The organism is Cognatundibacterium griseum (genome assembly GCF_014284195.1).
GTDB lineage: Bacteria > Pseudomonadota > Gammaproteobacteria > Burkholderiales > Burkholderiaceae_D > Undibacterium > Undibacterium griseum.
Map to the genome: position 1 here is coordinate 507,077 of NZ_JACOGC010000001.1, position 24,283 is coordinate 531,359.

At 50.9% G+C, this 24,283-nt stretch carries 37 protein-coding genes; 36 read left to right on the forward strand and 1 reads right to left on the reverse strand.

Features of this window, described 5'->3' with window-relative positions; translation table 11 throughout:
• Positions 1-466: 466 nt before the first annotated feature.
• The 36 genes from rpsL (at position 467) to H8K27_RS02380 (ending at position 22,768) form a co-directional block, all read left to right on the forward strand.
• Entirely contained in the window at positions 467-850 is a 384-nt protein-coding gene (rpsL, locus tag H8K27_RS02205) for a 30S ribosomal protein S12 (RefSeq protein WP_050465777.1), read from the forward strand.
• A 142-nt stretch (positions 851-992) separates the two neighbouring features.
• On the forward strand, positions 993-1,463 hold the full coding sequence (rpsG, locus tag H8K27_RS02210) for a 30S ribosomal protein S7 (protein ID WP_176804650.1): 471 nt from the start codon (positions 993-995) through the stop codon (positions 1,461-1,463).
• Positions 1,464-1,591: 128 nt separating this feature from the next.
• A complete protein-coding gene (gene fusA / locus H8K27_RS02215) occupies positions 1,592-3,697 on the forward strand; it encodes an elongation factor G (RefSeq protein WP_186861589.1) in 2,106 nt (701 codons plus the stop codon).
• 81 nt (positions 3,698-3,778) lie between these two features.
• Positions 3,779-4,969, forward strand: coding sequence for an elongation factor Tu (gene tuf / locus H8K27_RS02220; protein WP_176805263.1), 1,191 nt, complete (start codon positions 3,779-3,781; stop codon positions 4,967-4,969).
• A gap of 179 nt (positions 4,970-5,148) precedes the next feature.
• A complete protein-coding gene (gene rpsJ, locus H8K27_RS02225) occupies positions 5,149-5,466 on the forward strand; it encodes a 30S ribosomal protein S10 (protein WP_176804286.1) in 318 nt (105 codons plus the stop codon).
• Positions 5,467-5,672: 206 nt separating this feature from the next.
• A complete protein-coding gene (gene rplC, locus H8K27_RS02230; RefSeq protein WP_176804285.1) occupies positions 5,673-6,329 on the forward strand; it encodes a 50S ribosomal protein L3 in 657 nt (218 codons plus the stop codon).
• A gap of 3 nt (positions 6,330-6,332) precedes the next feature.
• On the forward strand, positions 6,333-6,956 hold the full coding sequence (gene rplD / locus H8K27_RS02235) for a 50S ribosomal protein L4 (RefSeq protein ID WP_176804284.1): 624 nt from the start codon (positions 6,333-6,335) through the stop codon (positions 6,954-6,956).
• Entirely contained in the window at positions 6,953-7,267 is a 315-nt protein-coding gene (gene rplW / locus H8K27_RS02240) for a 50S ribosomal protein L23 (protein WP_176804283.1), read from the forward strand. Before rplD ends, rplW begins: the two co-directional genes overlap by 4 nt.
• Before the next feature lie 2 nt (positions 7,268-7,269).
• On the forward strand, positions 7,270-8,097 hold the full coding sequence (rplB, locus tag H8K27_RS02245; RefSeq protein ID WP_176804282.1) for a 50S ribosomal protein L2: 828 nt from the start codon (positions 7,270-7,272) through the stop codon (positions 8,095-8,097).
• 10 nt (positions 8,098-8,107) lie between these two features.
• Positions 8,108-8,383, forward strand: coding sequence for a 30S ribosomal protein S19 (rpsS, locus tag H8K27_RS02250; RefSeq protein WP_007875308.1), 276 nt, complete (start codon positions 8,108-8,110; stop codon positions 8,381-8,383).
• A gap of 6 nt (positions 8,384-8,389) precedes the next feature.
• A complete protein-coding gene (gene rplV, locus H8K27_RS02255) occupies positions 8,390-8,722 on the forward strand; it encodes a 50S ribosomal protein L22 (protein WP_176804281.1) in 333 nt (110 codons plus the stop codon).
• 9 nt (positions 8,723-8,731) lie between these two features.
• Positions 8,732-9,556, forward strand: a complete 825-nt coding sequence (rpsC, locus tag H8K27_RS02260) for a 30S ribosomal protein S3 (protein ID WP_176804280.1) — start codon at positions 8,732-8,734, stop codon at positions 9,554-9,556.
• A 2-nt stretch (positions 9,557-9,558) separates the two neighbouring features.
• Positions 9,559-9,978: a 50S ribosomal protein L16 gene (gene rplP, locus H8K27_RS02265; RefSeq protein WP_176804279.1), complete on the forward strand. Its 420-nt coding sequence runs from the start codon at positions 9,559-9,561 to the stop codon at positions 9,976-9,978.
• 12 nt (positions 9,979-9,990) lie between these two features.
• Positions 9,991-10,182 (forward strand): 50S ribosomal protein L29, encoded by a 192-nt coding sequence (rpmC, locus tag H8K27_RS02270; RefSeq protein WP_176804278.1) that lies wholly within the window; start codon positions 9,991-9,993, stop codon positions 10,180-10,182.
• Entirely contained in the window at positions 10,182-10,454 is a 273-nt protein-coding gene (gene rpsQ / locus H8K27_RS02275) for a 30S ribosomal protein S17 (protein ID WP_176804277.1), read from the forward strand. The genes rpmC and rpsQ overlap by 1 nt, the downstream gene beginning before the upstream one ends.
• Positions 10,455-10,690: 236 nt before the next feature.
• Positions 10,691-11,059 carry a 50S ribosomal protein L14 gene (gene rplN, locus H8K27_RS02280; protein WP_006464924.1) on the forward strand — a complete coding sequence of 123 codons (369 nt, stop codon included), beginning with the start codon at positions 10,691-10,693 and terminating at the stop codon, positions 11,057-11,059.
• A 9-nt stretch (positions 11,060-11,068) separates the two neighbouring features.
• On the forward strand, positions 11,069-11,383 hold the full coding sequence (gene rplX / locus H8K27_RS02285; RefSeq protein ID WP_162021778.1) for a 50S ribosomal protein L24: 315 nt from the start codon (positions 11,069-11,071) through the stop codon (positions 11,381-11,383).
• A 4-nt stretch (positions 11,384-11,387) separates the two neighbouring features.
• Positions 11,388-11,927, forward strand: a complete 540-nt coding sequence (gene rplE / locus H8K27_RS02290) for a 50S ribosomal protein L5 (protein WP_176804275.1) — start codon at positions 11,388-11,390, stop codon at positions 11,925-11,927.
• Between the two features lie 7 nt (positions 11,928-11,934).
• A complete protein-coding gene (gene rpsN, locus H8K27_RS02295; protein ID WP_176804274.1) occupies positions 11,935-12,240 on the forward strand; it encodes a 30S ribosomal protein S14 in 306 nt (101 codons plus the stop codon).
• Positions 12,241-12,254: 14 nt separating this feature from the next.
• Positions 12,255-12,650, forward strand: coding sequence for a 30S ribosomal protein S8 (gene rpsH / locus H8K27_RS02300; RefSeq protein ID WP_176804273.1), 396 nt, complete (start codon positions 12,255-12,257; stop codon positions 12,648-12,650).
• A gap of 10 nt (positions 12,651-12,660) precedes the next feature.
• Entirely contained in the window at positions 12,661-13,194 is a 534-nt protein-coding gene (rplF, locus tag H8K27_RS02305) for a 50S ribosomal protein L6 (protein WP_176804272.1), read from the forward strand.
• 12 nt (positions 13,195-13,206) lie between these two features.
• Positions 13,207-13,569 carry a 50S ribosomal protein L18 gene (gene rplR, locus H8K27_RS02310; RefSeq protein WP_176804271.1) on the forward strand — a complete coding sequence of 121 codons (363 nt, stop codon included), beginning with the start codon at positions 13,207-13,209 and terminating at the stop codon, positions 13,567-13,569.
• Positions 13,570-13,581: 12 nt separating this feature from the next.
• Positions 13,582-14,100 carry a 30S ribosomal protein S5 gene (rpsE, locus tag H8K27_RS02315; protein WP_176804270.1) on the forward strand — a complete coding sequence of 173 codons (519 nt, stop codon included), beginning with the start codon at positions 13,582-13,584 and terminating at the stop codon, positions 14,098-14,100.
• Positions 14,101-14,110: 10 nt separating this feature from the next.
• Positions 14,111-14,290 (forward strand): 50S ribosomal protein L30, encoded by a 180-nt coding sequence (gene rpmD, locus H8K27_RS02320; protein ID WP_176804269.1) that lies wholly within the window; start codon positions 14,111-14,113, stop codon positions 14,288-14,290.
• Positions 14,291-14,318: 28 nt separating this feature from the next.
• Complete coding sequence (rplO, locus tag H8K27_RS02325; RefSeq protein WP_162021770.1) at positions 14,319-14,750, forward strand: 50S ribosomal protein L15; 432 nt, start codon at positions 14,319-14,321, stop codon at positions 14,748-14,750.
• Between the two features lie 25 nt (positions 14,751-14,775).
• Complete coding sequence (secY, locus tag H8K27_RS02330) at positions 14,776-16,110, forward strand: preprotein translocase subunit SecY (RefSeq protein WP_176804268.1); 1,335 nt, start codon at positions 14,776-14,778, stop codon at positions 16,108-16,110.
• Positions 16,111-16,136: 26 nt separating this feature from the next.
• Positions 16,137-16,355, forward strand: a complete 219-nt coding sequence (gene infA / locus H8K27_RS02335) for a translation initiation factor IF-1 (RefSeq protein WP_005663428.1) — start codon at positions 16,137-16,139, stop codon at positions 16,353-16,355.
• Between the two features lie 32 nt (positions 16,356-16,387).
• Positions 16,388-16,501 carry a 50S ribosomal protein L36 gene (gene rpmJ / locus H8K27_RS02340; RefSeq protein ID WP_014004415.1) on the forward strand — a complete coding sequence of 38 codons (114 nt, stop codon included), beginning with the start codon at positions 16,388-16,390 and terminating at the stop codon, positions 16,499-16,501.
• A gap of 27 nt (positions 16,502-16,528) precedes the next feature.
• Positions 16,529-16,894 carry a 30S ribosomal protein S13 gene (gene rpsM / locus H8K27_RS02345; RefSeq protein WP_176804267.1) on the forward strand — a complete coding sequence of 122 codons (366 nt, stop codon included), beginning with the start codon at positions 16,529-16,531 and terminating at the stop codon, positions 16,892-16,894.
• Positions 16,895-16,925: 31 nt separating this feature from the next.
• A complete protein-coding gene (rpsK, locus tag H8K27_RS02350; protein ID WP_110255932.1) occupies positions 16,926-17,330 on the forward strand; it encodes a 30S ribosomal protein S11 in 405 nt (134 codons plus the stop codon).
• A 184-nt stretch (positions 17,331-17,514) separates the two neighbouring features.
• Positions 17,515-18,138: a 30S ribosomal protein S4 gene (gene rpsD, locus H8K27_RS02355; protein ID WP_162021767.1), complete on the forward strand. Its 624-nt coding sequence runs from the start codon at positions 17,515-17,517 to the stop codon at positions 18,136-18,138.
• 104 nt (positions 18,139-18,242) lie between these two features.
• Entirely contained in the window at positions 18,243-19,220 is a 978-nt protein-coding gene (locus H8K27_RS02360) for a DNA-directed RNA polymerase subunit alpha (RefSeq protein WP_176804264.1), read from the forward strand.
• A 109-nt stretch (positions 19,221-19,329) separates the two neighbouring features.
• On the forward strand, positions 19,330-19,725 hold the full coding sequence (gene rplQ, locus H8K27_RS02365; protein WP_186861590.1) for a 50S ribosomal protein L17: 396 nt from the start codon (positions 19,330-19,332) through the stop codon (positions 19,723-19,725).
• A 75-nt stretch (positions 19,726-19,800) separates the two neighbouring features.
• The gene (gene cutA / locus H8K27_RS02370) at positions 19,801-20,133 is read left to right on the forward strand and encodes a divalent-cation tolerance protein CutA (RefSeq protein WP_186861591.1); all 333 of its coding nucleotides are present in this window, start codon (positions 19,801-19,803) and stop codon (positions 20,131-20,133) included.
• Between the two features lie 4 nt (positions 20,134-20,137).
• Positions 20,138-21,979, forward strand: coding sequence for a protein-disulfide reductase DsbD (gene dsbD / locus H8K27_RS02375; RefSeq protein ID WP_186861592.1), 1,842 nt, complete (start codon positions 20,138-20,140; stop codon positions 21,977-21,979).
• Positions 21,980-22,129: 150 nt separating this feature from the next.
• The gene (locus H8K27_RS02380) at positions 22,130-22,768 is read left to right on the forward strand and encodes a peroxiredoxin (protein ID WP_186861593.1); all 639 of its coding nucleotides are present in this window, start codon (positions 22,130-22,132) and stop codon (positions 22,766-22,768) included.
• 72 nt (positions 22,769-22,840) lie between these two features.
• Here the strand turns inward: H8K27_RS02380 and sbcB are convergent, their stop codons facing one another.
• The gene (sbcB, locus tag H8K27_RS02385) at positions 22,841-24,283 is read right to left on the reverse strand and encodes an exodeoxyribonuclease I (protein WP_186861594.1); all 1,443 of its coding nucleotides are present in this window, start codon (positions 24,281-24,283) and stop codon (positions 22,841-22,843) included.

The following is a 24,283-nucleotide window of genomic DNA, read 5'->3' on the forward strand; positions in this document are numbered from 1 at the left end:
CCACCTGTCGCTGGCAATCAATCGCCGCAACCTGCGCCTGTCAGAAAGAAGGGCGTAAATATAAATGATTTAAGGCGCTTCAGGGAGAATCATTACCGTCGCGGGGCCGGCAGGATTCACCGGTTGCCCGGCAGCGTCCAAAACGAACGGAAAACGCGGAAATACTTGATTTTTCAGGAAAATTTCATACCCTGAAAAGCTGTCCTGACCGTATTCCCATCCATCCGGACTGAGCGAAAATCATTGACAGGTCTGGATAATACCAAATAAAATCGCGAGTTCTCGATTTTGGGTTTGCATGTTCCGGTTCCGGACTGGCTGGTTGATCAGGTCAGGAAGGTGCTGAAAAAGCAGGCAGCCTGAGCGGGCGTGTCTGGGTTTTGCCAGGCATGGACAAATGATTTTGAGTTCCCGGGCAACCGTTTCCGGGTTTGTATTAACGTTGTATTTTGTTGGATTAAAAACGATGCCAACCATCAATCAACTGATTCGCCAGCCACGCGTCTCCGCTGTGGTTAAGAGCAAATCGCCGGCGCTGGAAAACAGCCCGCAGAAACGTGGGGTTTGCACCCGCGTTTATACGACAACTCCGAAAAAGCCTAACTCGGCTTTGCGTAAAGTTGCCAAAGTTCGTCTGACCAACGGTTTCGAAGTCATTTCGTATATCGGCGGTGAAGGCCACAACCTGCAAGAACACAGTGTCGTGCTGATCCGCGGCGGCCGTGTAAAGGATTTGCCAGGTGTGCGTTATCACATGGTCCGCGGTGCTTTGGATACCCAGGGTGTTAAAGACCGTAAGCAAGCTCGTTCCAAATATGGTGCGAAGCGTGCTAAGGCTGCTAAGAAGTAATTAACCCGTCATTTAATCACCGTAAGCTTTACGGTTCAGTGTCGATCGGAATGGGTCGAGTAAGTGGCTGACTATGATGGTCCGCCGCGAGGGTCGGTAAAAATGTTACCTGACGCTCAACTGAAGATTGAAAGGAATAGAAATGCCACGTCGTCGTGAAGTCCCGAAACGGGACATTTTGCCGGATCCAAAATTCGGCAATGTAGAAGTAGCAAAATTTGTAAACGTGTTGATGTTGTCCGGCAAGAAGTCTGTTGCTGAAGGCATCATCTACGGTGCATTTGATCAGATTCAGCAAAAGTCCGGCAAAGATCCGCTGGAAGTCTTTGCTCTGGCGATCAACAATGCCAAGCCACTGGTGGAAGTGAAATCCCGCCGCGTTGGTGGTGCAAACTACCAGGTTCCGGTTGAAGTTCGCCCGGTCCGTCGTTTAGCGCTGTCTATGCGTTGGCTGCGTGAAGCTGCTAACAAGCGCAGCGAAAAATCCATGCCATTGCGTTTGGCAGGTGAGTTGTTGGAAGCCGCAGAAGGTCGCGGCGGTGCAATGAAGAAGCGTGACGAAGTCCATCGTATGGCTGAAGCCAACAAGGCCTTCTCTCACTTCCGCTTCTAAGAGTAAGTGTAGGGAGTCATTGTATGAATTTAATGCAATGGCTCTGGCAAATATTTTGAATCAGGCCGGGCGCGATTTTTACAGAAAATTGCGCTCGGTTTTGTCCATTAAAAGATTTAGGAATATCTATGGCCCGTAAGACCCCCATTGAGCGCTACCGTAATATCGGTATTTCTGCTCACATTGATGCAGGTAAAACAACGACCACGGAACGTGTTCTGTTCTACACCGGTGTAAATCACAAGATCGGTGAAGTGCATGACGGCGCCGCTACCATGGACTGGATGGAGCAGGAGCAGGAACGCGGTATTACCATTACTTCCGCGGCAACCACTTGCCACTGGAAGGGCATGGCAAACAATTTCCCTGAACACCGTATCAACATCATTGATACGCCGGGCCACGTTGACTTCACGATCGAAGTTGAGCGTTCCATGCGTGTTCTCGACGGCGCTTGCATGGTTTATTGCGCAGTGGGTGGCGTGCAGCCACAGTCTGAAACCGTATGGCGTCAGGCGAACAAGTACAAAGTGCCACGTCTGGCATTTGTTAACAAGATGGACCGTACTGGTGCAAACTTCTTCAAAGTTTACGACCAGATGCGCGCGCGTCTGAAAGCCAATCCTATCGCTATCCAGATTCCTATCGGCGCGGAAGAAAACTTCCAGGGTGTGGTCGATCTGGTCAAGATGAAAGCGATCATCTGGGATGAGGCCAGCCAGGGTATGAAGTTCGACTACCGTGATATTCCTGCAGAACTGGCTGACCAGGCTGCTGAATGGCGCGAAAAAATGGTGGAAGCTGCCGCTGAAGCCAGCGAAGAACTGATGAACAAGTACCTCGAAGAAGGCGATTTGTCCGAAGCTGAAATTAAGCAGGCTTTGCGTCAGCGTACTATCGCTTCTGAAATCGTTCCGATGATGTGCGGTACTGCGTTTAAAAACAAAGGCGTGCAGGCCATGCTGGACGCGGTGATCGAATACCTGCCATCTCCAGTGGACATTCCACCGGTTGCTGGTACAGATGAAGATGACCAGCCTACAACACGTAAAGCAGCTGACGATGAAAAATTCGCAGCGCTGGCGTTCAAGATCATGACTGATCCATTCGTTGGTCAGCTGATCTTCTTCCGCGTGTATTCCGGCACGATTAATTCTGGCGATACAGTGTACAACCCGATCAAGGGCAAGAAAGAGCGCCTGGGCCGTATTCTGCAGATGCATGCTAACCAGCGTGAAGAAATCAAAGAAGTCCGCGCCGGCGATATCGCTGCGGCAGTTGGTCTGAAAGATGCGACAACCGGTGAAACACTGTGCGATCCGTCTGCGATCATCACTCTGGAAAAAATGGTATTCCCAGAGCCAGTGATTCAGCAGGCTGTCGAGCCTAAGACTAAGGCTGACCAGGAAAAAATGGGTCTGGCGCTGAACCGTCTGGCGCAGGAAGATCCGTCTTTCCGCGTAAAAACTGACGAAGAATCCGGCCAGACGATCATCGGCGGTATGGGTGAGCTGCACCTGGAAATTATCGTTGACCGTATGAAGCGTGAATTCAACGTGGAAGCGACTGTCGGTAAGCCACAGGTTGCGTACCGTGAAACAATCCGCAAGACATGCGAAGAAATCGAAGGTAAATTCGTTAAGCAGTCCGGTGGTCGCGGTCAGTACGGTCACGTTGTTCTGAAGATCGAGCCACAAGAGCCAGGCAAAGGTTTTGAATTTGTTGACGCGATCAAGGGCGGTACAGTTCCACGCGAATACATCCCTGCGGTAGAGAAAGGCGTGATCGAAACGCTGAACTCCGGCGTTCTGGCTGGTTACCCGGTGGTTGACGTTAAAGTGACGCTGTTCTTCGGTTCTTACCATGATGTTGACTCCAACGAAAACGCATTCCGTATGGCTGCTTCGATGGCGTTCAAAGACGGCTGCCGTAAAGCAAGCCCGGTCATTCTGGAGCCAATGATGGCAGTTGAAGTGGAAACGCCGGAAGACTACGCTGGTACTGTGATGGGTGACTTGTCTTCCCGCCGCGGTATGGTTCAGGGTATGGATGAAATCCCGGGCGGCGGCGGCAAGATCATTAAAGCTGAAGTGCCACTGTCCGAAATGTTCGGTTACTCGACTTCCCTGCGTTCTGCAACGCAAGGTCGTGCAACCTACACGATGGAATTCAAGCACTACTCTGAAGCACCGAAGAATGTGATCGACGCGATCGTTACAGCGAAAGCGAAGTAATCTCCAGGTATCTGAAAAAGCCTGCCCCATGCCGGGGCAGGCATCTTATTGATAAATCGTTCTTTTTGAAGGAAGAATAAAATGGCAAAAGGTAAGTTCGAGCGCACCAAGCCGCACGTCAACGTCGGAACAATTGGTCACGTTGATCACGGCAAAACGACACTGACAGCAGCGATTGCAACAGTCTTGTCCGCAAAATTCGGCGGCGAAGCGAAGAAATACGACGAAATCGACGCAGCACCAGAAGAAAAAGCACGTGGTATCACCATTAACACAGCCCACGTCGAATACGAAACAGCAAGCCGCCACTACGCCCACGTTGACTGCCCAGGCCACGCCGACTATGTGAAAAACATGATCACCGGTGCAGCGCAGATGGACGGCGCGATCCTGGTTTGCTCCGCAGCAGACGGCCCAATGCCACAAACACGCGAGCACATCCTGCTGGCGCGTCAGGTTGGCGTTCCATACATCATCGTCTTCCTGAACAAATGCGACATGGTTGACGACGCAGAATTGCTGGAACTGGTCGAAATGGAAGTGCGCGAATTACTGTCCAAATACGAATTCCCAGGCGACGACCTGCCAATCATCCAGGGTTCCGCCAAACTGGCGCTGGAAGGCGACAAAGGTCCACTGGGCGAAGAAGCCATCATGAAACTGGCCGACGCACTCGACAACTACATCCCGACACCAGAACGTGCAGTTGACGGCACATTCCTGCTGCCAGTAGAAGACGTCTTCTCCATCTCCGGTCGCGGCACAGTCGTTACCGGTCGTGTAGAGCGCGGCATCATCAAAGTCGGCGAAGAAATCGAAATCGTTGGTATCAAAGACACAGTCAAAACAACCTGTACCGGCGTTGAAATGTTCCGCAAACTGCTGGACCAGGGTCAGGCAGGCGACAACGTCGGCGTTCTGCTGCGCGGTACCAAGCGCGAAGACATCCAGCGTGGTCAGGTGCTGGCAAAACCAGGTTCCATCAAGCCGCACGCCCATTTCACAGGCGAAATCTACGTCCTGTCGAAAGACGAAGGCGGCCGTCACACACCATTCTTCAACAACTACCGTCCACAGTTCTACTTCCGTACCACGGACGTGACTGGTTCGATCGAGTTGCCGAAGGATAAAGAAATGGTGATGCCAGGCGACAACGTCTCGATCACAGTAAAGCTGATCAACCCGATCGCGATGGAAGAAGGTCTGCGCTTCGCGATTCGTGAAGGTGGCCGTACTGTTGGTGCGGGTGTGGTTGCTAAAATTATCGAGTAATTCACACTTTCCATTTGTCGGCGAAAATTCAGTCGATAAATGTTGAAAACTCGAAATTTGTAGTACACTAGCGGGCTGTCTCACTTTTTTAGGTGTGGCAGCCTGTTAGTTTTAATATTCGCTCTTTGTAAAATTGCCGTCCTCCATGAGATGACGGCCCGTTCTTTATAGGATATGACATGTCTACACAGAATCAAAAAATCCGCATTCGCCTGAAAGCATTTGACTACAAGCTGATCGATCAGTCCGCGCTGGAAATCGTTGAAACAGCGAAGCGCACTGGTGCAGTTGTTAAGGGGCCGGTACCTCTGCCAACACGTATTCAGCGTTTTGACGTACTGCGTTCCCCGCACGTCAACAAGGCTTCCCGTGATCAGTTCGAGATCCGTACTCACCAGCGTCTGATGGATATCGTTGATCCTACAGATAAAACTGTTGACGCTTTGATGAAGCTTGATCTGCCAGCTGGCGTGGATGTTGAAATCAAGCTGCAATAATCATATTGCTGCCTTCTTTGAATTTCAAAGCCTGGTAAAAGTTTGACATACCACAAATTTTTGAATTTTCAAATATTTTTGCTTGTGAATTAAAAAATCGCGGGCTATAATGGAAGGCTTAAATGTGGGTCAGCTTCGGCTGGCCTATTCGTTTAAGTTTTTTAAACATCAGCCTCACCCAATCGTAGGTGAGAATGGAGAAAATAATGAGCTTGGGCCTAGTTGGTCGCAAGGTTGGTATGATGCGTATCTTTACTGATGACGGGGATTCTATTCCGGTTACAGTATTGGATGTGTCCAACAACCGCGTGACGCAAGTCAAAACTCCTGAAACAGACGGTTACTCTGCTGTTCAGGTTACTTTCGGTCAGCGCCGTGCATCCCGCGTAACTAAAGCGGCTGCCGGTCACCTCGCAAAAGCAGGTGTTGAAGCTGGTACTGTCTTAAAAGAATTCCGTGTTGATGCTGCTAAAGCTGCTGAACTCAAGGCTGGCGATGTTGTGCCTGTCGGTTTGTTCGAGGCTGGTCAAAAAGTGGATGTGCAGGGCGTGACAATTGGTAAGGGCTATGCCGGTACCATCAAGCGTTATCACTTCTCTTCTGGTCGTGCCACTCACGGTAACTCCCGTTCCCATAATGTTCCGGGCTCTATCGGTATGGCGCAGGATCCAGGTCGTGTTTTCCCTGGTAAGCGCATGACTGGTCACCTGGGTGATGTTAAGCGCACTGTGCAAAATCTGGAAATCGCTCGCGTTGATGCTGATCGCCAGTTGTTGCTGGTGAAGGGTGCCGTGCCGGGTGCAAAAAATGGTCAGGTGATTGTATCTCCTGCTGTTAAAGTTAAAGCCAAGAAGGGAGCCTAATCCATGGAACTGAAGCTCCTAAACGAACAAGGTCAGGCAGCGGCAAATGTCGCAGCACCTGATACAATTTTCGGCCGCGATTACAACGAAGCATTGATTCATCAAGTCGTCGTTGCATTCCAGGCGAATGCTCGCAGCGGTAACCGCAAGCAAAAAGACCGTGAAGAAGTTCATCACACGACTAAAAAGCCATGGCGCCAAAAAGGCACTGGCCGTGCACGTGCTGGTATGTCCTCTTCTCCACTGTGGCGCGGGGGTGGTCGTATATTCCCGAACACGCCAGATGAAAACTTCTCTCACAAAGTGAACAAGAAGATGTATCGCGCAGGTATCTGCTCGATCCTGTCTCAGTTGGCTCGTGAAGACCGTCTGCAAGTGGTTGAGAATGTTGCTGTTGATGCGCCTAAGACAAAGCTCTTGTCTGAAAAGCTCAAGGCGTTGGGTTGCCTGGATTCCGTTCTGATCATCACTGATGAATTTAACGAAAATCTGATGTTGGCAGCACGTAACCTGGCTAACGTTCTGGTGGTAGAGCCACGTTATGCTGATCCAGTTTCTTTGGTGTTCTACAAGAAAGTGTTGATCACTAAGCCGGCACTGGCAAAGATTGAGGAGATGCTGGCATGAGCGCATTAGTCAAACATAGCGAAGAACGCCTGATGAAGGTGTTGCTGGCTCCTGTGATTTCTGAAAAGGCAACTATGGTTGCTGAAAAGAATGAGCAAGTGGTTTTCCTGGTAACCCCAGATGCAACCAAGCCAGAAATCAAGGCTGCCGTCGAATTGCTGTTCAAAGTACAGGTTGAATCTGTGCAAGTAGCAAATCGTCAAGGTAAACAAAAACGTACCGGTAGATTTACTGGCCGTCGCAATCATACAAAGCGCGCTTTCGTATGCTTGAAGCCGGGTCAGGAAATCAACTTCACTGAGGGGGCATAATCATGGCACTCGTTAAGATGAAGCCAACCTCACCAGGTCGTCGTGGTATGGTGAAAGTAGTGACAGAAGGCCTGTTCAAAGGTCGTCCGTTCGCTGCTTTGTTGGAAAAGAAATCCAAAACTGCTGGCCGTAATAATAACGGTCACATCACTACCCGTCATATCGGTGGTGGTCATAAGCAGCATTACCGTGTTGTTGACTTCAAACGCAACAAAGATGGTATTCCTGCAAAAGTAGAACGTATTGAATACGATCCTAACCGTACAGCGCACATTGCATTGTTGTGCTATGCGGACGGTGAACGTGCATACATCATTGCTCCTAAAGGCGTTGCAGCCGGCGATCAGTTGATGAATGGTTCCCAGGCTCCGATCAAGGCAGGTAACTGCCTGCCTATCCGCAATATCCCTGTCGGTACAACTATGCACTGCGTAGAAATGTTGCCAGGCAAGGGTGCCCAGATCGCACGTACAGCAGGTGCTGGCGTTGTGCTGATGGCGCGTGAAGGTACTTACGCTCAGGTTCGTCTGCGCTCCGGTGAAGTGCGCCGCATTCATATCGAATGCCGTGCAACAATCGGTGAAGTCGGTAACGGCGAGCACAATCTGCGTAAGATTGGTAAAGCTGGTGCAATGCGTTGGCGTGGTGTTCGTCCTACCGTTCGCGGTGTGGTCATGAACCCGATCGATCACCCGCACGGTGGTGGTGAAGGTAGAACAGCAGCCGGTCGTCATCCAGTATCTCCATGGGGTCAACAGACCAAGGGTAAGAAGACACGTCGCAACAAGCGTACTACTTCGATGATCGTCTCACGCCGTGGTAAGAAATAAGGGATAACACATGACACGTTCATTGAAAAAAGGGCCGTTCTGCGACGCCCATCTGGTGAAGAAAGTCGAAGCTGCGCAAGCAACTAAAGACAAAAAGCCAATCAAAACTTGGTCCCGCCGTTCGACAATTATGCCGGACTTCATCGGTTTGACCATTGCGGTGCATAACGGCAAGCAGCATGTGCCGGTTTATGTTTCCGAAAACATGGTTGGTCATAAGCTCGGCGAATTTGCGCTGACCCGTACGTTCAAGGGTCACGCTGCCGATAAAAAGGCTAAGAAATAAGGACCGATGATGGAAACTAAAGCAACTCTGCGCGGTGTGCGTCTGTCTGAGCAAAAAGGTCGCCTGGTGGCAGATCTGATCCGCGGTAAAAAAGTAGATCAGGCATTGAATATCCTGGCTTTCAGCCCTAAAAAAGGTGCTGCGATCATCAAGAAAGTGCTGGAGTCCGCAATTGCGAACGCCGAGCATAACGATGGTGCAGATATCGACGAGCTGAAAGTGAAGACTATCTATGTCGAAAAAGGTGCGATTCTGAAGCGCTTCACAGCACGCGCTAAAGGTCGTGGTGATCGTATCTCTAAACAATCCTGTCACATCTACGTGACTGTTGGTAACTAAGGAGTCACGATGGGACAGAAGATACATCCAACCGGTTTTCGTCTGGCGGTAACACGTAACTGGTCTTCACGCTGGTATGCAGGCAACAGCAATTTTGCCTCCATGCTCGGTGAAGATCTGAAGGTACGTGATTACCTGAAGAAAAAACTGAAAAATGCTTCCGTAGGCCGTATCGTTATTGAGCGTCCGGCGAAAAATGCACGTATTACCATTTACAGCTCCCGTCCAGGTGTTGTGATTGGTAAAAAAGGCGAAGATATCGAAGTTCTGAAAGCAGATTTGTCCAAGATGATGGGCGTGCCAGTTCACGTCAACATCGAAGAAATCCGCAAGCCAGAAATCGATGCGCAGCTGATTGCAGATTCGATCGCTCAGCAGCTCGAAAAGCGCATCATGTTCCGCCGCGCGATGAAACGTGCGATGCAGAACGCAATGCGTCTGGGTGCACAAGGCATCAAGATCATGTCCGGCGGTCGTCTGAACGGTATCGAAATCGCACGTAAAGAATGGTATCGCGAAGGCCGCGTGCCTCTGCATACATTACGCGCTGATATCGACTACGGCTTCGGCGAAGCATCCACAACTTACGGCATCATCGGTGTCAAAGTGTGGGTCTACAAAGGTGATCGTTTGGCAAATGGCGACGCGCCTGTGATCGAATCGACACCGGAAGACGACAAAAAGCGTCGTGGTCCGCGTCGTGACGATGGCAAGCCAAATAGCCGTCCACGTGCCAAGCGTCCTGAAGGGCAAAATACAACTGGCGCAGCAGCTCCAGCTAAGCGTGTACGCGCAAAAGCTGATGCAGCACCAGCTGAGAAAGCAGGAGAATAATCATGCTGCAACCAGCACGCAGAAAATATCGCAAGGAGCAAAAAGGCCGTAACAAGGGTATTTCCCATACCCGTGGTACAGCAGTCTCCTTCGGTGAGTTTGGCTTGAAAGCGGTTGGCCGTGGTCGTATCACAGCGCGTCAGATCGAAGCTGCGCGTCGTGCAATGACACGTCACATTAAACGTGGCGGCCGCATCTGGATCCGTATTTTTCCGGACAAGCCAATTTCCCAGAAGCCTGCAGAGGTCCGTATGGGTAATGGTAAAGGTAATCCTGAGTACTATGTTGCCGAGATTCAACCAGGCAAAATGTTGTACGAGATGGATGGTGTCGATGAATCGCTCGCACGTGAAGCGTTCCGTCTGGCGGCAGCGAAGTTGCCGTTAGCAACGACTTTCGTCGTTCGCCAAGTCGGTCAATAATAGGAGTTGTAAATGAAAGTATCTGAACTCCAAGGTAAGGATCAAGCGGCTTTGACTAAAGAACTCAACGACCTGCTGAAAGCTCAGTTCAGCCTGCGTATGCAAATCGCTACCCAGCAACTGACGAATACAGCACAGTTGAAGAAAGTTCGTCGTGACATCGCTCGTGTGAAAACCGTCATGAATCAGAAGGATGCCAAATAATGAACGATCAAGTAAAAGTGGCATTGAAGCGCACATTGATTGGCAAGGTTGTGTCCGACAAGATGAACAAAACAGTCACCGTACTGGTTGAGCGTCACGTCAAACATCCTTTGTATGGCAAGATCATCGTCCGTACTGCAAAGTACCATGCGCACGATGAAGCGAACCAGGCAAAAGAAGGCGACACAGTTGAGATTCAGGAAGGTCGTCCAATCTCCAAGACTAAAGCCTGGACAGTCACTCGTGTGGTTCAAGTAGCACAAGTCGTATAAATTTATTGCACAAATCTTTTTTTGGTGTAATAATGATGGGCTGTCATTTGCAAAGTGCAGGTGGCAGCCTAAATGTCTTTCGCAGCACTCCTCGCTGTGAAAGTGGTTAAAAAATCGTCCACCTAATCAGTTGGCTCGTGCATTGTGGGTTATGTAGGGGTTGGCTGGCAGGACCAAGACTGACTACAGGCTTGCATTGTGCAAGTTGTGTGGATTAAGTTGGGAAAGAGAACATTATGATTCAAACAGAAAGCCGGCTGGAAGTGGCTGACAATACTGGTGCGCGCGAAGTTTTGTGCATCAAGGTATTGGGCGGTTCCAAGCGTCGTTATGCGGGTATCGGTGATGTTATTAAAGTCACTGTGAAATCTGCTGCTCCGCGCGGTCGTGTAAAAAAAGGTGAAATTTACAACGCCGTTGTTGTGAGAACAGCTAAGGGTGTGCGTCGTCAGGATGGCTCGTTGGTCAAATTTGATGGCAATGCCGCAGTATTGTTGAATGCAAAGCTTGAGCCTATCGGCACTCGTATTTTCGGCCCAGTGACGCGTGAATTGCGTACTGAGCGTTTTATGAAAATCGTGTCTCTGGCTCCAGAAGTGCTGTAAGGAGTCGTGATGAATAAAATTCGTAAAAACGACGAAGTCATCGTCTTAACAGGTAAAGACAAAGGTAAGCGCGGTCAGGTGCAGGCTTGCATCGATAGCGATTATGTTGTTGTTGCTGGTGTTAACGTTGCCAAGAAGGCCGTTAAGCCAAATCCGATGACTGGCGCAGTTGGTGGCATCGTTGATAAATTGATGCCGATTCATGTGTCGAATGTTGCATTGTTCAATGCTGCGTCCGGCAAGGCAGACCGTGTAGGCTTCAAGGTCGTGGATGGTAAGAAAGTCCGCGTCTATAAGTCGACTGGCGAAGTTGTGAAGGCATAACATCATGGCCCGTCTACAAGCATTATATAAAGAGAAGATCGTCGGTGAGTTGACTGAGAAGTATGCATACAAGTCAGTCATGGAAGTTCCTCGCATCCTGAAGATCACCCTGAACATGGGTTTGTCTGAAGCAGTTGCAGACAAAAAGATCATTGAGCATGCGGTTGGCGATCTGACAAAAATTGCTGGTCAAAAGCCAGTTGTTACCAAGGCTCGCAAAGCGATCGCTGGTTTTAAAATCCGTGAAGGTTATCCAATCGGCTGTATGGTAACTTTGCGTGGCGCTCAGATGTATGAATTCCTGGATCGTTTCATCACTGTGGCTCTGCCACGTGTGCGTGACTTCCGTGGTGTTTCTGGTCGTGCGTTTGATGGTCGTGGTAACTACAATATCGGTGTCAAGGAACAGATCATTTTCCCTGAGATCGAGTACGACAAGATCGACGCATTGCGTGGTATGAATATCAGTATCACGACAACAGCAAAAACCGACGAAGAAGCGAAAGCACTCCTCGCCGCATTTAAATTTCCGTTCAGAAACTGAGGTCGCCATGGCAAAATTGGCACTGATTAATCGTGAGCAAAAACGTGCAGATCTGGTGAAAAAATTCGCTGGTAAGCGCGCCGAACTGAAGGCCATCATTGATGACCAGTCGAAAACTGAAGAAGAGCGCTATATCGCTCGCCTGAAGTTGCAGGCATTGCCACGTAATTCTAACCCGACCCGCCAGCGCAATCGCTGCACATTGACAGGTCGTCCGCGTGGCACATTCCGTAAGTTCGGTCTGGGCCGTATTAAACTCCGTGAAGTCGCCATGCGTGGTGAAGTCCCGGGTATGACTAAAGCCAGCTGGTAATAGGAGAATAAGCAATGAGTATGAGCGATCCTATCGCCGATATGCTGACCCGCATTCGTAACGCACAAGTAGTTCAGAAAACTGTTGTTGCGATGCCGTCTTCTAAGGTAAAAGTGGCAATTGCCAACGTACTGAAAGACGAAGGTTACATTGAAGATTTCGCAGTTTTGGAAACTGCAGGTAAGTCCGAATTAAAAATCGGCTTGAAATATTATGCAGGACGTCCTGTGATTGAACGCTTGGAGCGTGTATCTCGCCCAGGTCTCCGTATTTACAAAGGTAAAGACGAGATTCCAAGTGTCATGAACGGTTTGGGCGTGGCGATTGTGTCCACACCAAAAGGCGTCATGACTGACCGCAAAGCGCGCGCAACCGGTGTTGGTGGCGAAGTGATTTGCTACGTCGCCTAAGGAGTGAAAGATGTCTCGAGTAGGTAAGATGCCAATCGCTTTGCCGGCAGGTGCGGAAGTCGCAATTTCAGCAGAGCAGATTACAGTAAAAGGTCCTATGGGCGCATTGACACAAAGCCTGAATGGCTTGGTGGCAGTTGCAAACAACAACGGCACTTTGAGTTTTTCTCCGGCCAATGACGGTCGTGAAGCCAATGCGATGACAGGCACACTGCGTGCACTGGTCAACAATATGGTTAACGGCGTGACTAAAGGCTTTGAGCGCAAACTCACATTGGTCGGCGTTGGCTACAAAGCGCAAGCCCAGGGTGATAAATTGAATTTGTCTTTAGGTTTTTCACATCCAGTTGTACATCAGATGCCAGCAGGCGTTACATGTGCAACACCAACGCCTACTGAAATCCTGATCAAAGGGGTTGATAAGCAGAAGGTTGGTCAAGTGGCAGCTGAAGTCCGTGCATACCGCAGCCCAGAGCCTTATAAAGGTAAGGGTGTCCGTTATGCGGACGAAGTGGTTGTGATTAAAGAAACCAAGAAGAAGTAATAGGGGTTGACGATGGACAAGAAACAATCACGTCTGCGCCGCGCACGTCAAACCCGTGCCAAGATCGCAGAACTCAAAGTGAACCGCCTGGCCGTGCATCGCACCAATCTGCACATCTACGCAAACATCATTGGCCCAGATGCCAAAGTGTTGGCTTCCGCTTCTACCGTAGAGGCAGAAGTGCGTGCAGAATTGGCTGGCAAATCCGGTGCTGGTGGCAATGCCGCAGCAGCGACTTTGATCGGCAAGCGTGTAGCAGAGAAGGCAATCAAAGCAGGGGTTACCGAAGTTGCGTTTGACCGCTCCGGTTTCCGTTACCATGGCCGCATCAAGGCGCTTGCAGAAGCTGCCCGTGAAGCTGGCTTGAAGTTCTAAGGAAAATTTGTCATGGCAAAAATGCAAGCAAAAACAGCAGCCGACAAGCCGGATGATGGCATGCGCGAAAAAATGATCGCGATCAACCGTGTAACCAAAGTGGTTAAGGGTGGTCGTATCATGGGCTTCGCTGCATTGACAGTTGTAGGCGACGGCGATGGCCGTATCGGTATGGGTAAGGGAAAGTCGAAAGAAGTTCCTGTTGCCGTACAAAAAGCGATGGAAGAAGCACGTCGCAAGATGATTAAAGTGACTTTGAAGAACGGTACTTTGCAGCACACCGTTACAGGCAAGCACGGTGCATCTTCCGTCATGATCTCTCCTGCAAAAGAAGGTACTGGCGTTATTGCTGGTGGTCCAATGCGCGCGATTTTTGAAGTAATGGGTATTGAAAACGTTGTGGCGAAGTCCAACGGTTCCACCAACCCTTACAACATGGTTCGTGCAACTTTGAATGGTCTGGCAAAGATGAGTACTCCATCTGAGATCGCTGCAAAGCGTGGCAAGACCGTTGAAGAAATTCTCGGTTAAGGAGAGCGCGATGACTAAGACAGTAAAAGTGCAGTTGGTCAAAGGTCTGATCGGTACACGTCAGGATCACCGTGCGACAGTCCGTGGTCTCGGCCTGCGTCGTGTTAATTCAGTTTCTGAATTGCAGGACACACCAGCAGTACGTGGCATGATCAATAAAGTCTCGTATCTTGTGAAGGTTGTATCGTAAGCCGTCAGGTTTTCGATCGGAGCAAATTATGGAATTGAATAACATTCAGCCAGCTGATGGCGCTAAACACTACAAACGTCGTGTTGGTCGCGGTATCGGTTCTGGTTTAGGTAAAACAGCTGGCCGTGGTCACAAAGGTCAGAAGTCCCGTTCGGGCGGCTTTCACAAAGTCGGTTTCGAAGGCGGTCAGATGCCTCTGCAACGCCGGTTGCCAAAGCGTGGTTTCAAATCACTGGCAACGCCGTTTAAAGCAGAAGTTCGTCTGACCGACCTGGAAAACCTGCCAGTGACTGAAATCGATATTCTGGCTTTGAAACAAGCTGGTGTCGTTTCTGAACTCGCACGTACAGTACGTGTGATTCTGTCTGGCGCAATTTCCAAGAAAGTTACTTTGAACGGCTTGATCGTCACTAAAGGCGCTAAAGCTGCAATCGAAGCTGCTGGCGGTACCATCGCTTAATTCAGTGCAGACACCGGAGCAATAATTGGCAACATCTCCACAACAAGCTAAAAGTGCAGCAAGCGGGTTTCCATGGGGTCGACTCTGGTTCTTGCTGGCAGCACTGGTTGTCTACAGGATTGGCGCGCATGTGCCAGTACCTGGTATCGATCCTGCCGCACTGGCGGACTTATTTAAACAAAACCAGGGCGGTCTTCTGGGGATGTTCAATATGTTCTCCGGTGGTGCGATGTCGCGTTTTGCCGTATTTGCACTCGGCATTACACCGTACATCTCAGCATCGATTGTCATGCAGTTGCTGTCCATCGTCTCTCCGCAACTGGAGGCGCTGAAAAAAGAAGGTGAATCTGGCCGAAGGAAAATCACGCAATATACGCGTTATGGAACTCTGGCTTTGGCGACAGTGCAGGCGTATTTCATTGCGTTTGGACTGGAAGCCCAGCCTGGTCTGGTTATTGATCCTGGTATGGCATTCCGGTTTACGACAGTGGTGACACTGGTGACTGGAACCATGTTTCTGATGTGGTTGGGTGAACAGATTACTGAACGTGGTCTGGGTAATGGTATCTCTATCATTATTTTTGCAGGTATTGCTGCAGGTTTGCCTAATGCACTCGGAGGTATGTTTGAGCTGGTTCGCACTGGCTCGATGCATCCGGCTTCTGTCCTGTTGATCTGCGTGATTGCTGCGGCTGTGACTTTCATGGTCGTATTCATCGAGCGTGGTCAGCGGAAGATTCTGGTGAATTATGCCAAGCGCCAGGTGGGTAACAAAGTTTATGGCGGGCAAAGCAGTCATTTGCCTTTGAAGCTGAATATGGCAGGTGTGATTCCTCCGATTTTTGCTTCTTCCATTATCTTGTTTCCTGCGACCATCACCAGCTGGTTTGCTAAAGGAGCGGATTCAACGAACGGTGTCATTACCTTTCTGAAGGATCTTGCCGCTTCGATGGCGCCAGGTGAGCCGATTCATGCGTTGTTGTATGCAGTTGCCATTGTTTTCTTCTGCTTCTTTTATACCGCGTTGGTGTTTAACAGCAAGGAAACCGCTGATAATCTGAAGAAGAGCGGCGCGTTTGTTCCGGGGATTCGTCCTGGTGACCAGACCGCACGCTACATCGACAAGATTCTGATGCGCCTGACACTGGCTGGTGCGGTTTATATTACGCTGGTATGTTTGTTGCCTGAATTTTTGATTGCGAAATGGAAAGTACCATTTTATTTCGGCGGCACTTCGCTGCTGATTATTGTGGTGGTGACTATGGATTTCATGGCTCAGGTTCAGAACTACGTGATGTCTCAGCAGTATGAATCGCTTCTTCGCAAAGCAAATTTCAAAGGCGGTATTCCTTCGCGGTAACAGCCTCAAGGAACTGAGCAGATCGAATGGCAAAAGACGACGTTATACAGATGCAGGGCGAGATTCTTGAGAATCTTCCGAATGCAACATTTCGAGTTAAGTTGGAAAACGGGCATGTTGTACTAGGCCATATTTCCGGGAAGATGCGAATGAACTATATCCGCATTCTTCCAGGTGATAAGGTGACAGTGGAATTGACGCCTTATGATTTGAGCCGGGCGCGAATAGTGTTCCGTACCAAGTAAATTAAAGTGAACAAGAAGGGAAGAGGGCAAAAATGAAAGTTCTCGCATCAGTTAAGCGGATTTGCCGCAACTGCAAAATCATCAAGCGCAAAGGTGTTGTTCGTGTTATCTGCACAGAACCACGCCATAAACAGCGCCAAGGTTAATTAACGTTATTGAACGAGGAATAACGAATGGCACGTATCGCAGGGGTTAATATCCCAAATCATCAACATACCGTAATCGGCCTCACAGCTATCTATGGTATTGGTCGTCCACGTTCACAGAAAATCTGTGAAGCAACGGGTGTTTTGACAACTAAAAAGGTCAAGGATCTGGATGACAACGAACTCGAAAAGCTTCGCGACGAAATTGGTAAATTTATCGTTGAAGGCGATTTGCGTCGTGAATTGTCCATGAACATCAAGCGTTTGATGGACTTGGGTTGCTATCGCGGCTTGCGTCACCGTAAAGGTTTGCCTGTCCGTGGTCAGCGTACACGCACCAATGCGCGTACACGCAAAGGCCCACGTAAAGCAGCGCAGTCTTTGAAGAAATAATCCAGGCTAGCCCGGATCCAAGGAAAACATTATGGCAAAAGCTCAAAATAACGCAGCAGCAGCACGTGCTCGTAAGAAAGTTAAAAAGAACGTTGCAGAAGGTATCGCTCACGTTCACGCTTCTTTCAACAACACCATCATCACGATCACTGATCGCCAGGGCAATGCATTGTCTTGGGCAACAGCGGGTGGTGCCGGCTTCAAAGGTTCTCGTAAGTCGACTCCGTTTGCAGCGCAGGTTGCGGCGGAAGCAGCAGGTAAAGTTGCTGTTGAATGCGGTATCAAAAATCTGGAAGTTCGTATCAAGGGCCCAGGCCCGGGCCGCGAGTCTTCTGTGCGCGCACTGAACAACCTGGGCATCAAGATTTCTTTGATCCAGGACGTTACTCCAGTTCCGCATAACGGCTGCCGTCCTCCAAAGCGTCGCCGTATCTAAGCAACGAATGTTGCTGGCATTCTGGCGGAATTTCCGTTAGAATGCAGACCCGCCATTTTGTTGGCGGGTTTTGTGTTGGTAAATTTATTTTGTCTGAAAAATTTCAGACTTTAAGACCACTGTCTGATAGCAGGTAGATCAGACTAGCGCAGTTCTAGCTGCGTCATTGATAAAGGAAAATACTGTGGCACGTTATATCGGACCAAAGGCTAAACTCTCCCGCCGCGAAGGCACAGATCTGTTTCTGAAAAGCGCACGCCGCTCTTTAGATTCCAAATGCAAACTGGATGCAAAGCCAGGTCAGCATGGTCGCACCTCCGGTGCCCGTACCTCTGACTTCGGTAACCAGTTGCGCGAAAAACAAAAAGTTAAGCGTATGTACGGCGTTTTGGAGCGTCAGTTCCGCCGTTATTTCGCTGAAGCTGACCGTCAAAAAGGCAATACCGGCGAAACACTGCTGAAATTACTGGAATCCCGTCTGGACAACGTTGCTTACCGTATGGGCTTCGGCTCCACACGTGCAGAAGCGCGTCAGCTGGTAAGCCACAAGGCATTCACCGTTAACGGTATCGTCGTGAACATCGCTTCTTACCAGGTTAAAGCCGGTGACGTTGTTGCTGTTCGTGAAAAAGCGAAAAAGCAAGTGCGTATCGTTGAAGCGCTGTCTCTGGCAGAACAGTCCGGCATGCCATCCTGGGTTGCTGTTGATGCGAAGAAAATGGAAGGTACTTTCAAGTCCATGCCAGATCGCAGTGACATCGCTCACGACGTCAACGAATCCCTGATCGTTGAATTGTATTCTCGTTAATTTTAAGTTTCACCGCCTGCCTGTATTTCTACAGGCAGGCTTTTTTCTTTAATGCCATCAGCCTTATCGGTGTAACGAACCGAGGGTATTGAAAAGGACATTTCATGCAAACAAATCTGTTGAAGCCACGTATTATTGATGTGGAAATGCTCGGCCCTGGTCACGCAAAAGTCGTGATGGAGCCATTTGAACGCGGTTACGGCCATACTTTGGGCAATGCGTTGCGTCGTGTGCTGTTGTCCACGATGACAGGCTATGCACCAACCGAAGTGACGATCGCTGGCGTTGTTCATGAGTACTCGTCCCTCGATGGCGTTCAGGAAGACGTTGTAGACATTCTGCTGAACCTCAAAGGTGTGGTGTTCAAGCTGCATAACCGTGATGAAGTCACGCTGACTTTGAAAAAAGATGGCGAAGGTGCTGTGCTGGCATCCGACATCGATCTGCCGCATGACGTGGAGCTGATCAACCCGGATCACGTGATCGCTAATCTGACTGCCGGTGGCAAGCTCGACATGCAGATCAAAGTGGAAAAGGGCCGTGGCTATGTGCCAGGTAACGTCCGTCGTTTGTCTGAAGATGCGAACAAAACCATTGGTCGTATGATTCTGGACGCGTCCTTCTCCCCGGTTCGCCGCGTATCTTACGCAGTTGAATCCGCTCGCGTGGAACAGCGTACCGATTTGGACAAGCTGGTCATCAATATCGAGACTAACGGAGTCATTTCTCCTGAAGAAGCGATCCGTCAGTCGGCCCGTGTGCTGGTTGATCAACTGAATGTATTCGCTGCCCTGGAAGGCACGGAAGCTGCTGCTGAAGCACCATCCCGCGCGCCTGCAGTTGACCCAGTTCTGTTGCGTCCGGTCGATGATCTGGAGCTGACAGTCCGCTCTGCAAACTGCCTGAAAGCAGAAAACATTTACTACATTGGCGATCTGATCCAGCGTAGCGAAAATGAACTGTTGAAGACACCAAACCTGGGTCGCAAGTCTTTGAACGAAATCAAAGAAGTGCTGGCATCCCGTGGTCTGTCTCTGGGCATGAAGCTGGAAAACTGGCCACCAGCCGGTCTGGAAAAATAATTTGTACCCCGGACAGCAATGCTGCTGTCCGGTTTAATAGCAGCACCTACCGGCCCGCACCATCTGGTGATAGAAGAGCTGGAATTTTTTAAACTTGAAAGGAAATACCATGCGTCACCGTCACGGCTTACGTAAGCTGAACCGTACCTCCTCCCACCGTCTGGCAATGTTGCGCAACATGACAGTTTCCCTGCTGCGTCATGAAGCGATCAAAACAACGCTGCCTAAAGCAAAAGAATTGCGCCGTGTTGTCGAGCCGATTCTGACAATGGGTAAAACCGACACACTAGCTAACAAGCGTCTGGCATTCTCCCGTCTGCGCGACCGCGAAATTGTCCAGAAGCTGTTTGCAGAACTGGGCCCGCGTTACGCAACCCGCAACGGCGGCTATCTGCGTATCCTGAAAATGGGTTTCCGCGTTGGCGACAATGCACCGATGGCTTTTGTTGAGCTGGTTGATCGTCCTGAAATCACTGACGCAGCCGATGCTCCGGTTGCTGAGTAATTGCAGTATCTTTCAATGAAAAAAGCCCGGCTGGTCCGGGCTTTTTTTTATTGTGATCCCGCTACAATAGCAGGTATGAAAAATCTCAAAGACAATGGTTTGCTGGTACTTTGCAATTGTCCTGACCGCGGCATGGCAGTGCAACTGGCAAATCAGTTATTAGTGCAAAAACTGGCGGCTTGTGTGAACGTCATGCCGGAAATGCTGTCCATGTATTTCTGGGAAGGAAAACAAGAGACGGCAACAGAGGTCGCCTTGCAGATCAAGACCGTTCAACGCCTGTATAGTGAGGTGGAGCGGCTGATTATCTCGATGCATCCTTATCAGCTTCCCGAAATTATTGCGATTCCGATCGTAGATGGCTTACCCGCTTATCTGCAATGGATCAGAGAACAGACAGGAAATTAATTCTATGCAGCATTCAAACCGGAAGATCAAAGCCTTTTTACCTTACTGGCATCCCGTTTCCGCATTTTGCAGTTTCCTATTGATCAGCGCGTTTCTGGTCTGGATGCCGGTCGCTGCCGCGGATGACTTTCTGGATCCTGAAGTCGCGTTCACAGCCGATGCCAAAATGGCCGCTCCTGACATGGTGGAGGTGAAGCTGGGTGTGGCCGATGGATATTACCTCTACCGTGAGCGCCTGAAATTCACATCGCCGGATGCGCAACTCGGCGCACCGGTTCTGCCTGCCGGCAAAATCAAATTTGACGAGACCTTTCAAAAGGAAGTTGAAACCTACCGGCATGCGCTGCTTGTCCGGATTCCGGTTCAGGCTAAAGGAGAATTTCATCTGAAAGTCGTGCGGCAAGGTTGTGCCGACCAGGGCTTGTGCTATCCGCCGCAGGAAAGTGAATTTGTCTTGCAGGCTGGGACTGCTGCCACATCTGCCACTTCTGCAACCTCTGATGTCACCGGCAATCAGGCTGTTGAGAGTGAGGTGAAGCCGGATCCGTCGGCGGCAACCGGTTTGCCGGACAGCGACAGCAGCATCAGCGCCGCGTTAAAAAGCGGGAAGTTGCTGGTGATTCTGCCTTTGTTTTTTGTGCTGGGGCTGGGTTTGTCGCTGACACCCTGCGTGTTGCCGATGGTGCCCATTCTGTCATTTATCATTGTTGGCGAAGGTGCCGACGTCAGCCGTGCCCGCGCTTTCCTGCTGTCGGTCGCGTATGTGCTGGGCATGTCGCTGGTCTACACCGGAATGGGAGTAGCTGCCGGGCTGGCAGGAGAGGGGCTGGCAGCGACTTTGCAAAATCCCTGGGTGCTGGGCGCATTTTCGCTGTTCATGGTGATACTCGCCATGTCGATGTTTAACCTGTACCAGCTGCAAATGCCGGCCGCGCTGCAAACGCGTCTGACCGCAATCTCCGAAGGTCAGCGCGACAGCCGTTTAGGAAAACTGTTCGGCGTGTTTCTGATGGGTGCTATTTCTGCCCTGATTGTCGGGCCCTGCGTGACCGGACCACTGATTGGCGCGCTGGTCTACATCAGCCAGACGCGTGATGTGCTGGTCGGCGGTGCGGCAATGTTTGCGATTGCCTTAGGCATGGGCGTTCCGTTGTTGTTGCTCGGCTTGTCGGCGGGGAGTTTGCTGCCGCGCGCCGGTGTCTGGATGGAAAGTATCAAGCAGTTTTTTGGCGTACTGATGCTGGCGATGGCATTGTGGATGATTTCGCCGGTCATTCCGGTCTGGCTGCAGATGCTGGGCTGGGCTTTGCTGTTGCTGGGATACGCGGCATTTCTGCTGCTGTTTCACCGTGCATCCATGCTCGCCAAAACGGTCGCAGTGTTGTTTGCGGTACTGGGGCTGACGCAGCTGGTTGGCGTCAGTACCGGTGGGCGTGATGTGTACGCACCGCTGGCGCATTTGCTGGGGACGCAGGAGCATGGCGTGACGTTCATGCGGGTACGCAGCGTTGCGGAGCTGGATGCCGCTCTGGCGCAGAGTAAAGGCAAAGTCGCGATGCTGGATTTCTATGCGGACTGGTGCGTGTCCTGCAAGGAAATGGAGAAACTGACCTTTACCGATCCGCAAGTCAGGCAGAAGCTGGATGCGATGTTGTTGCTGCAGGCAGACGTGACGGTAAACAGCGCGGAAGACAAGGCGTTGTTGAAGCGGTTTGGATTATTCGGTCCGCCCGGCATTATTTTCTTTGATGCGCAGGGTAAAGAAATTGCCGATACCCGTGTCGTCGGTTACCAGAACGCCGGAAAATTCCTGCAATCTTTGAGTAAGACCACGCCGGTGCGTTAACCCTCTATGGCGCGCCGTAAAAATCCGGTTGCGCCGGACGCCCGCTGTTAAATGCTTATATTCCGGATAATATAAGCATTTAACTTCTCTGTTCTTGAATCCTGCGATTGCGCCGACTATAGTCAAACTCTGTCTTTCCAGGAGATCAAGATGACTTTACGTTTAGGCGATATCGCCCCCGATTTTGAGCAGGATTCTTCCGTTGGCAAACTGAAATTTCATGAATGGGCGGGAAATTCCTGGGTGGTGCTGTTTTCGCATCCGGCTGATTTCACGCCCGTCTGCACGACCGAGCTTGGCCTGACTGCCAGGCTGAAACCGGAATTTGACAAGCGCAATGTCAAGGCGATTGCCTTGTCTGTGGACGGTGCAGACTCTCATCTGCAATGGATCAAGGATATTGAGGAGACCCAGAAAACCGTGGTCGGCTTTCCTATCATTGCCGATGCAGACCGTAAGGTTGCCACGCTGTTCGACATGATCCACCCGAACCAGTCGGAGACTGTGACTGTCCGTTCTCTGTTTATCATTGATCCGGCAAAAAAAGTCCGCCTCATCATTACCTACCCGCTCAGCACAGGCCGGAATTTTGACGAAGTGCTGCGCGTGATCGATGCCTTGCAGCTGACCGATGGCTACACCGTCGCCACGCCGGGCAACTGGAAGGACGGCGATGACGTGATCATTCCTTTGTCCGTCAAGGATGAAGACGTGATCCGTGCAAAATATCCGAAAGGCTACCGGGCGCCGAAGCCTTATCTGCGCATTACGCCGCAACCGAATAAATAAGCCTTCCTGGCTTGTATCGTATCCCGGCATCTTCCGATGACCGGGATTTTTACTGGGCGATGACCGGTTGGTTCAGCGGGTTGGCACGATGTGTTCGGCGTAGTCGTACAATGCCCCCAGAATTTCTTCGGCCCGTTCATCAGCGTCTTCAGACAGCTGGTCGATGCGTTCAAAAAACTGCTCTGCGGTCAGCGCACTGCCTGCCCCGTCGTGCAGCCGGCTGGCGCGATGGTCTTCCCATAGCTGGGTTTCTTCTTCCGTCAGCGTGGCCGGGAAATTTCTGGCTCGGTAGCGAAACAGCAGTTCTTCCAGCCGGGCATCCTGAAAACTGGCTGTATGGCGGGCAAGCTGATCCGGATCGAGGCCGCGCAACTGATTCAGGATTTTCCGGTCTGCCGGACTGATAAAACCGTTATACAGGTCTTCGTCGACATCGCTGGCTGTTGCGGGCGGACGTTCAAAGACGGCTTCCCAGACTGCGCTCATATCCGGTAGCGCGGCCGCACGCTCGGCGTGCGCCATGATCTCCGGCATGGCGATTCCCCAGTGGGCGGCGCGGTCTGGGCTGAGGGTTTTCAGATTGCTGATGACGATCGGTGACTTATTGATATGGATGGTTTTCACCGGCAACCGGCTGACATCTTCCGGCAAATCGGCGGTTTTGCTGAACATGCGCAGACGAATGTCCTCCACACTCAGGTCGGTCAGCCCGGCCGGATCATGTTGCAGATCCCAGACGATGATTTCATTTTTATTGACTGGGTGCATCGCCAGCGGCCAGACGACCGCGAGACAGCCCCGTTCCGCAGGAAACATGCCGCTGATGTGCAGGAAAGGTTTTTTGAGCGGCCAGCCGATTTCTTCCATGACCCGGTCTTTTTTGCGGAGCGCGAGGCAGAAATCAAATAGTCTGGGATTTTTCTCGCGCAGCAGGCGGGCGAGGGCAATCGTGGCGCGCACATCGGATAAGGCATCGTGCGCTGCTTCATGTGTCAGACCGTTAGCTGCGCTCAGATGCTCCAGTTTGAAACTTGGCCTGCCTTCATCATTCAGCGGCCACTGGATACCTTCCGGACGCAGGGCGTAGGCAGTGCGCACCACATCCAGCAAATCCCAGCGGCTGCACTGGTTTTGCCATTCCCGCGCATACGGATCGATCAGGTTGCGCCAGAACAAAAAGCGGGTGACTTCATCATCGAAACGAATCGTGTTGTAGCCGACGCCGATGGTGCCGGACTGCGAAAACATGGCTTCTATCTGCTGTGCAAAACGATGTTCCGGCACACCCAGTTCCAGACAGGTTTGCGGCGTGATGCCGGTGATCAGGCAGGATTGCGGATCGGGCAGGAAATCGGGCGCTGGCTGGCAGTACAGCATGATTTCCTCGCCGGTTTCACGCAGCTCCGCGTCGGTGCGGATGGCCGCAAACTGTGCGGGCCGGTCACGTCGCGGAACGGCGCCGAAAGTTTCATAGTCGTGCCAGAGAAAGCTGTGGTTTGATGAAGATGTTGTCAT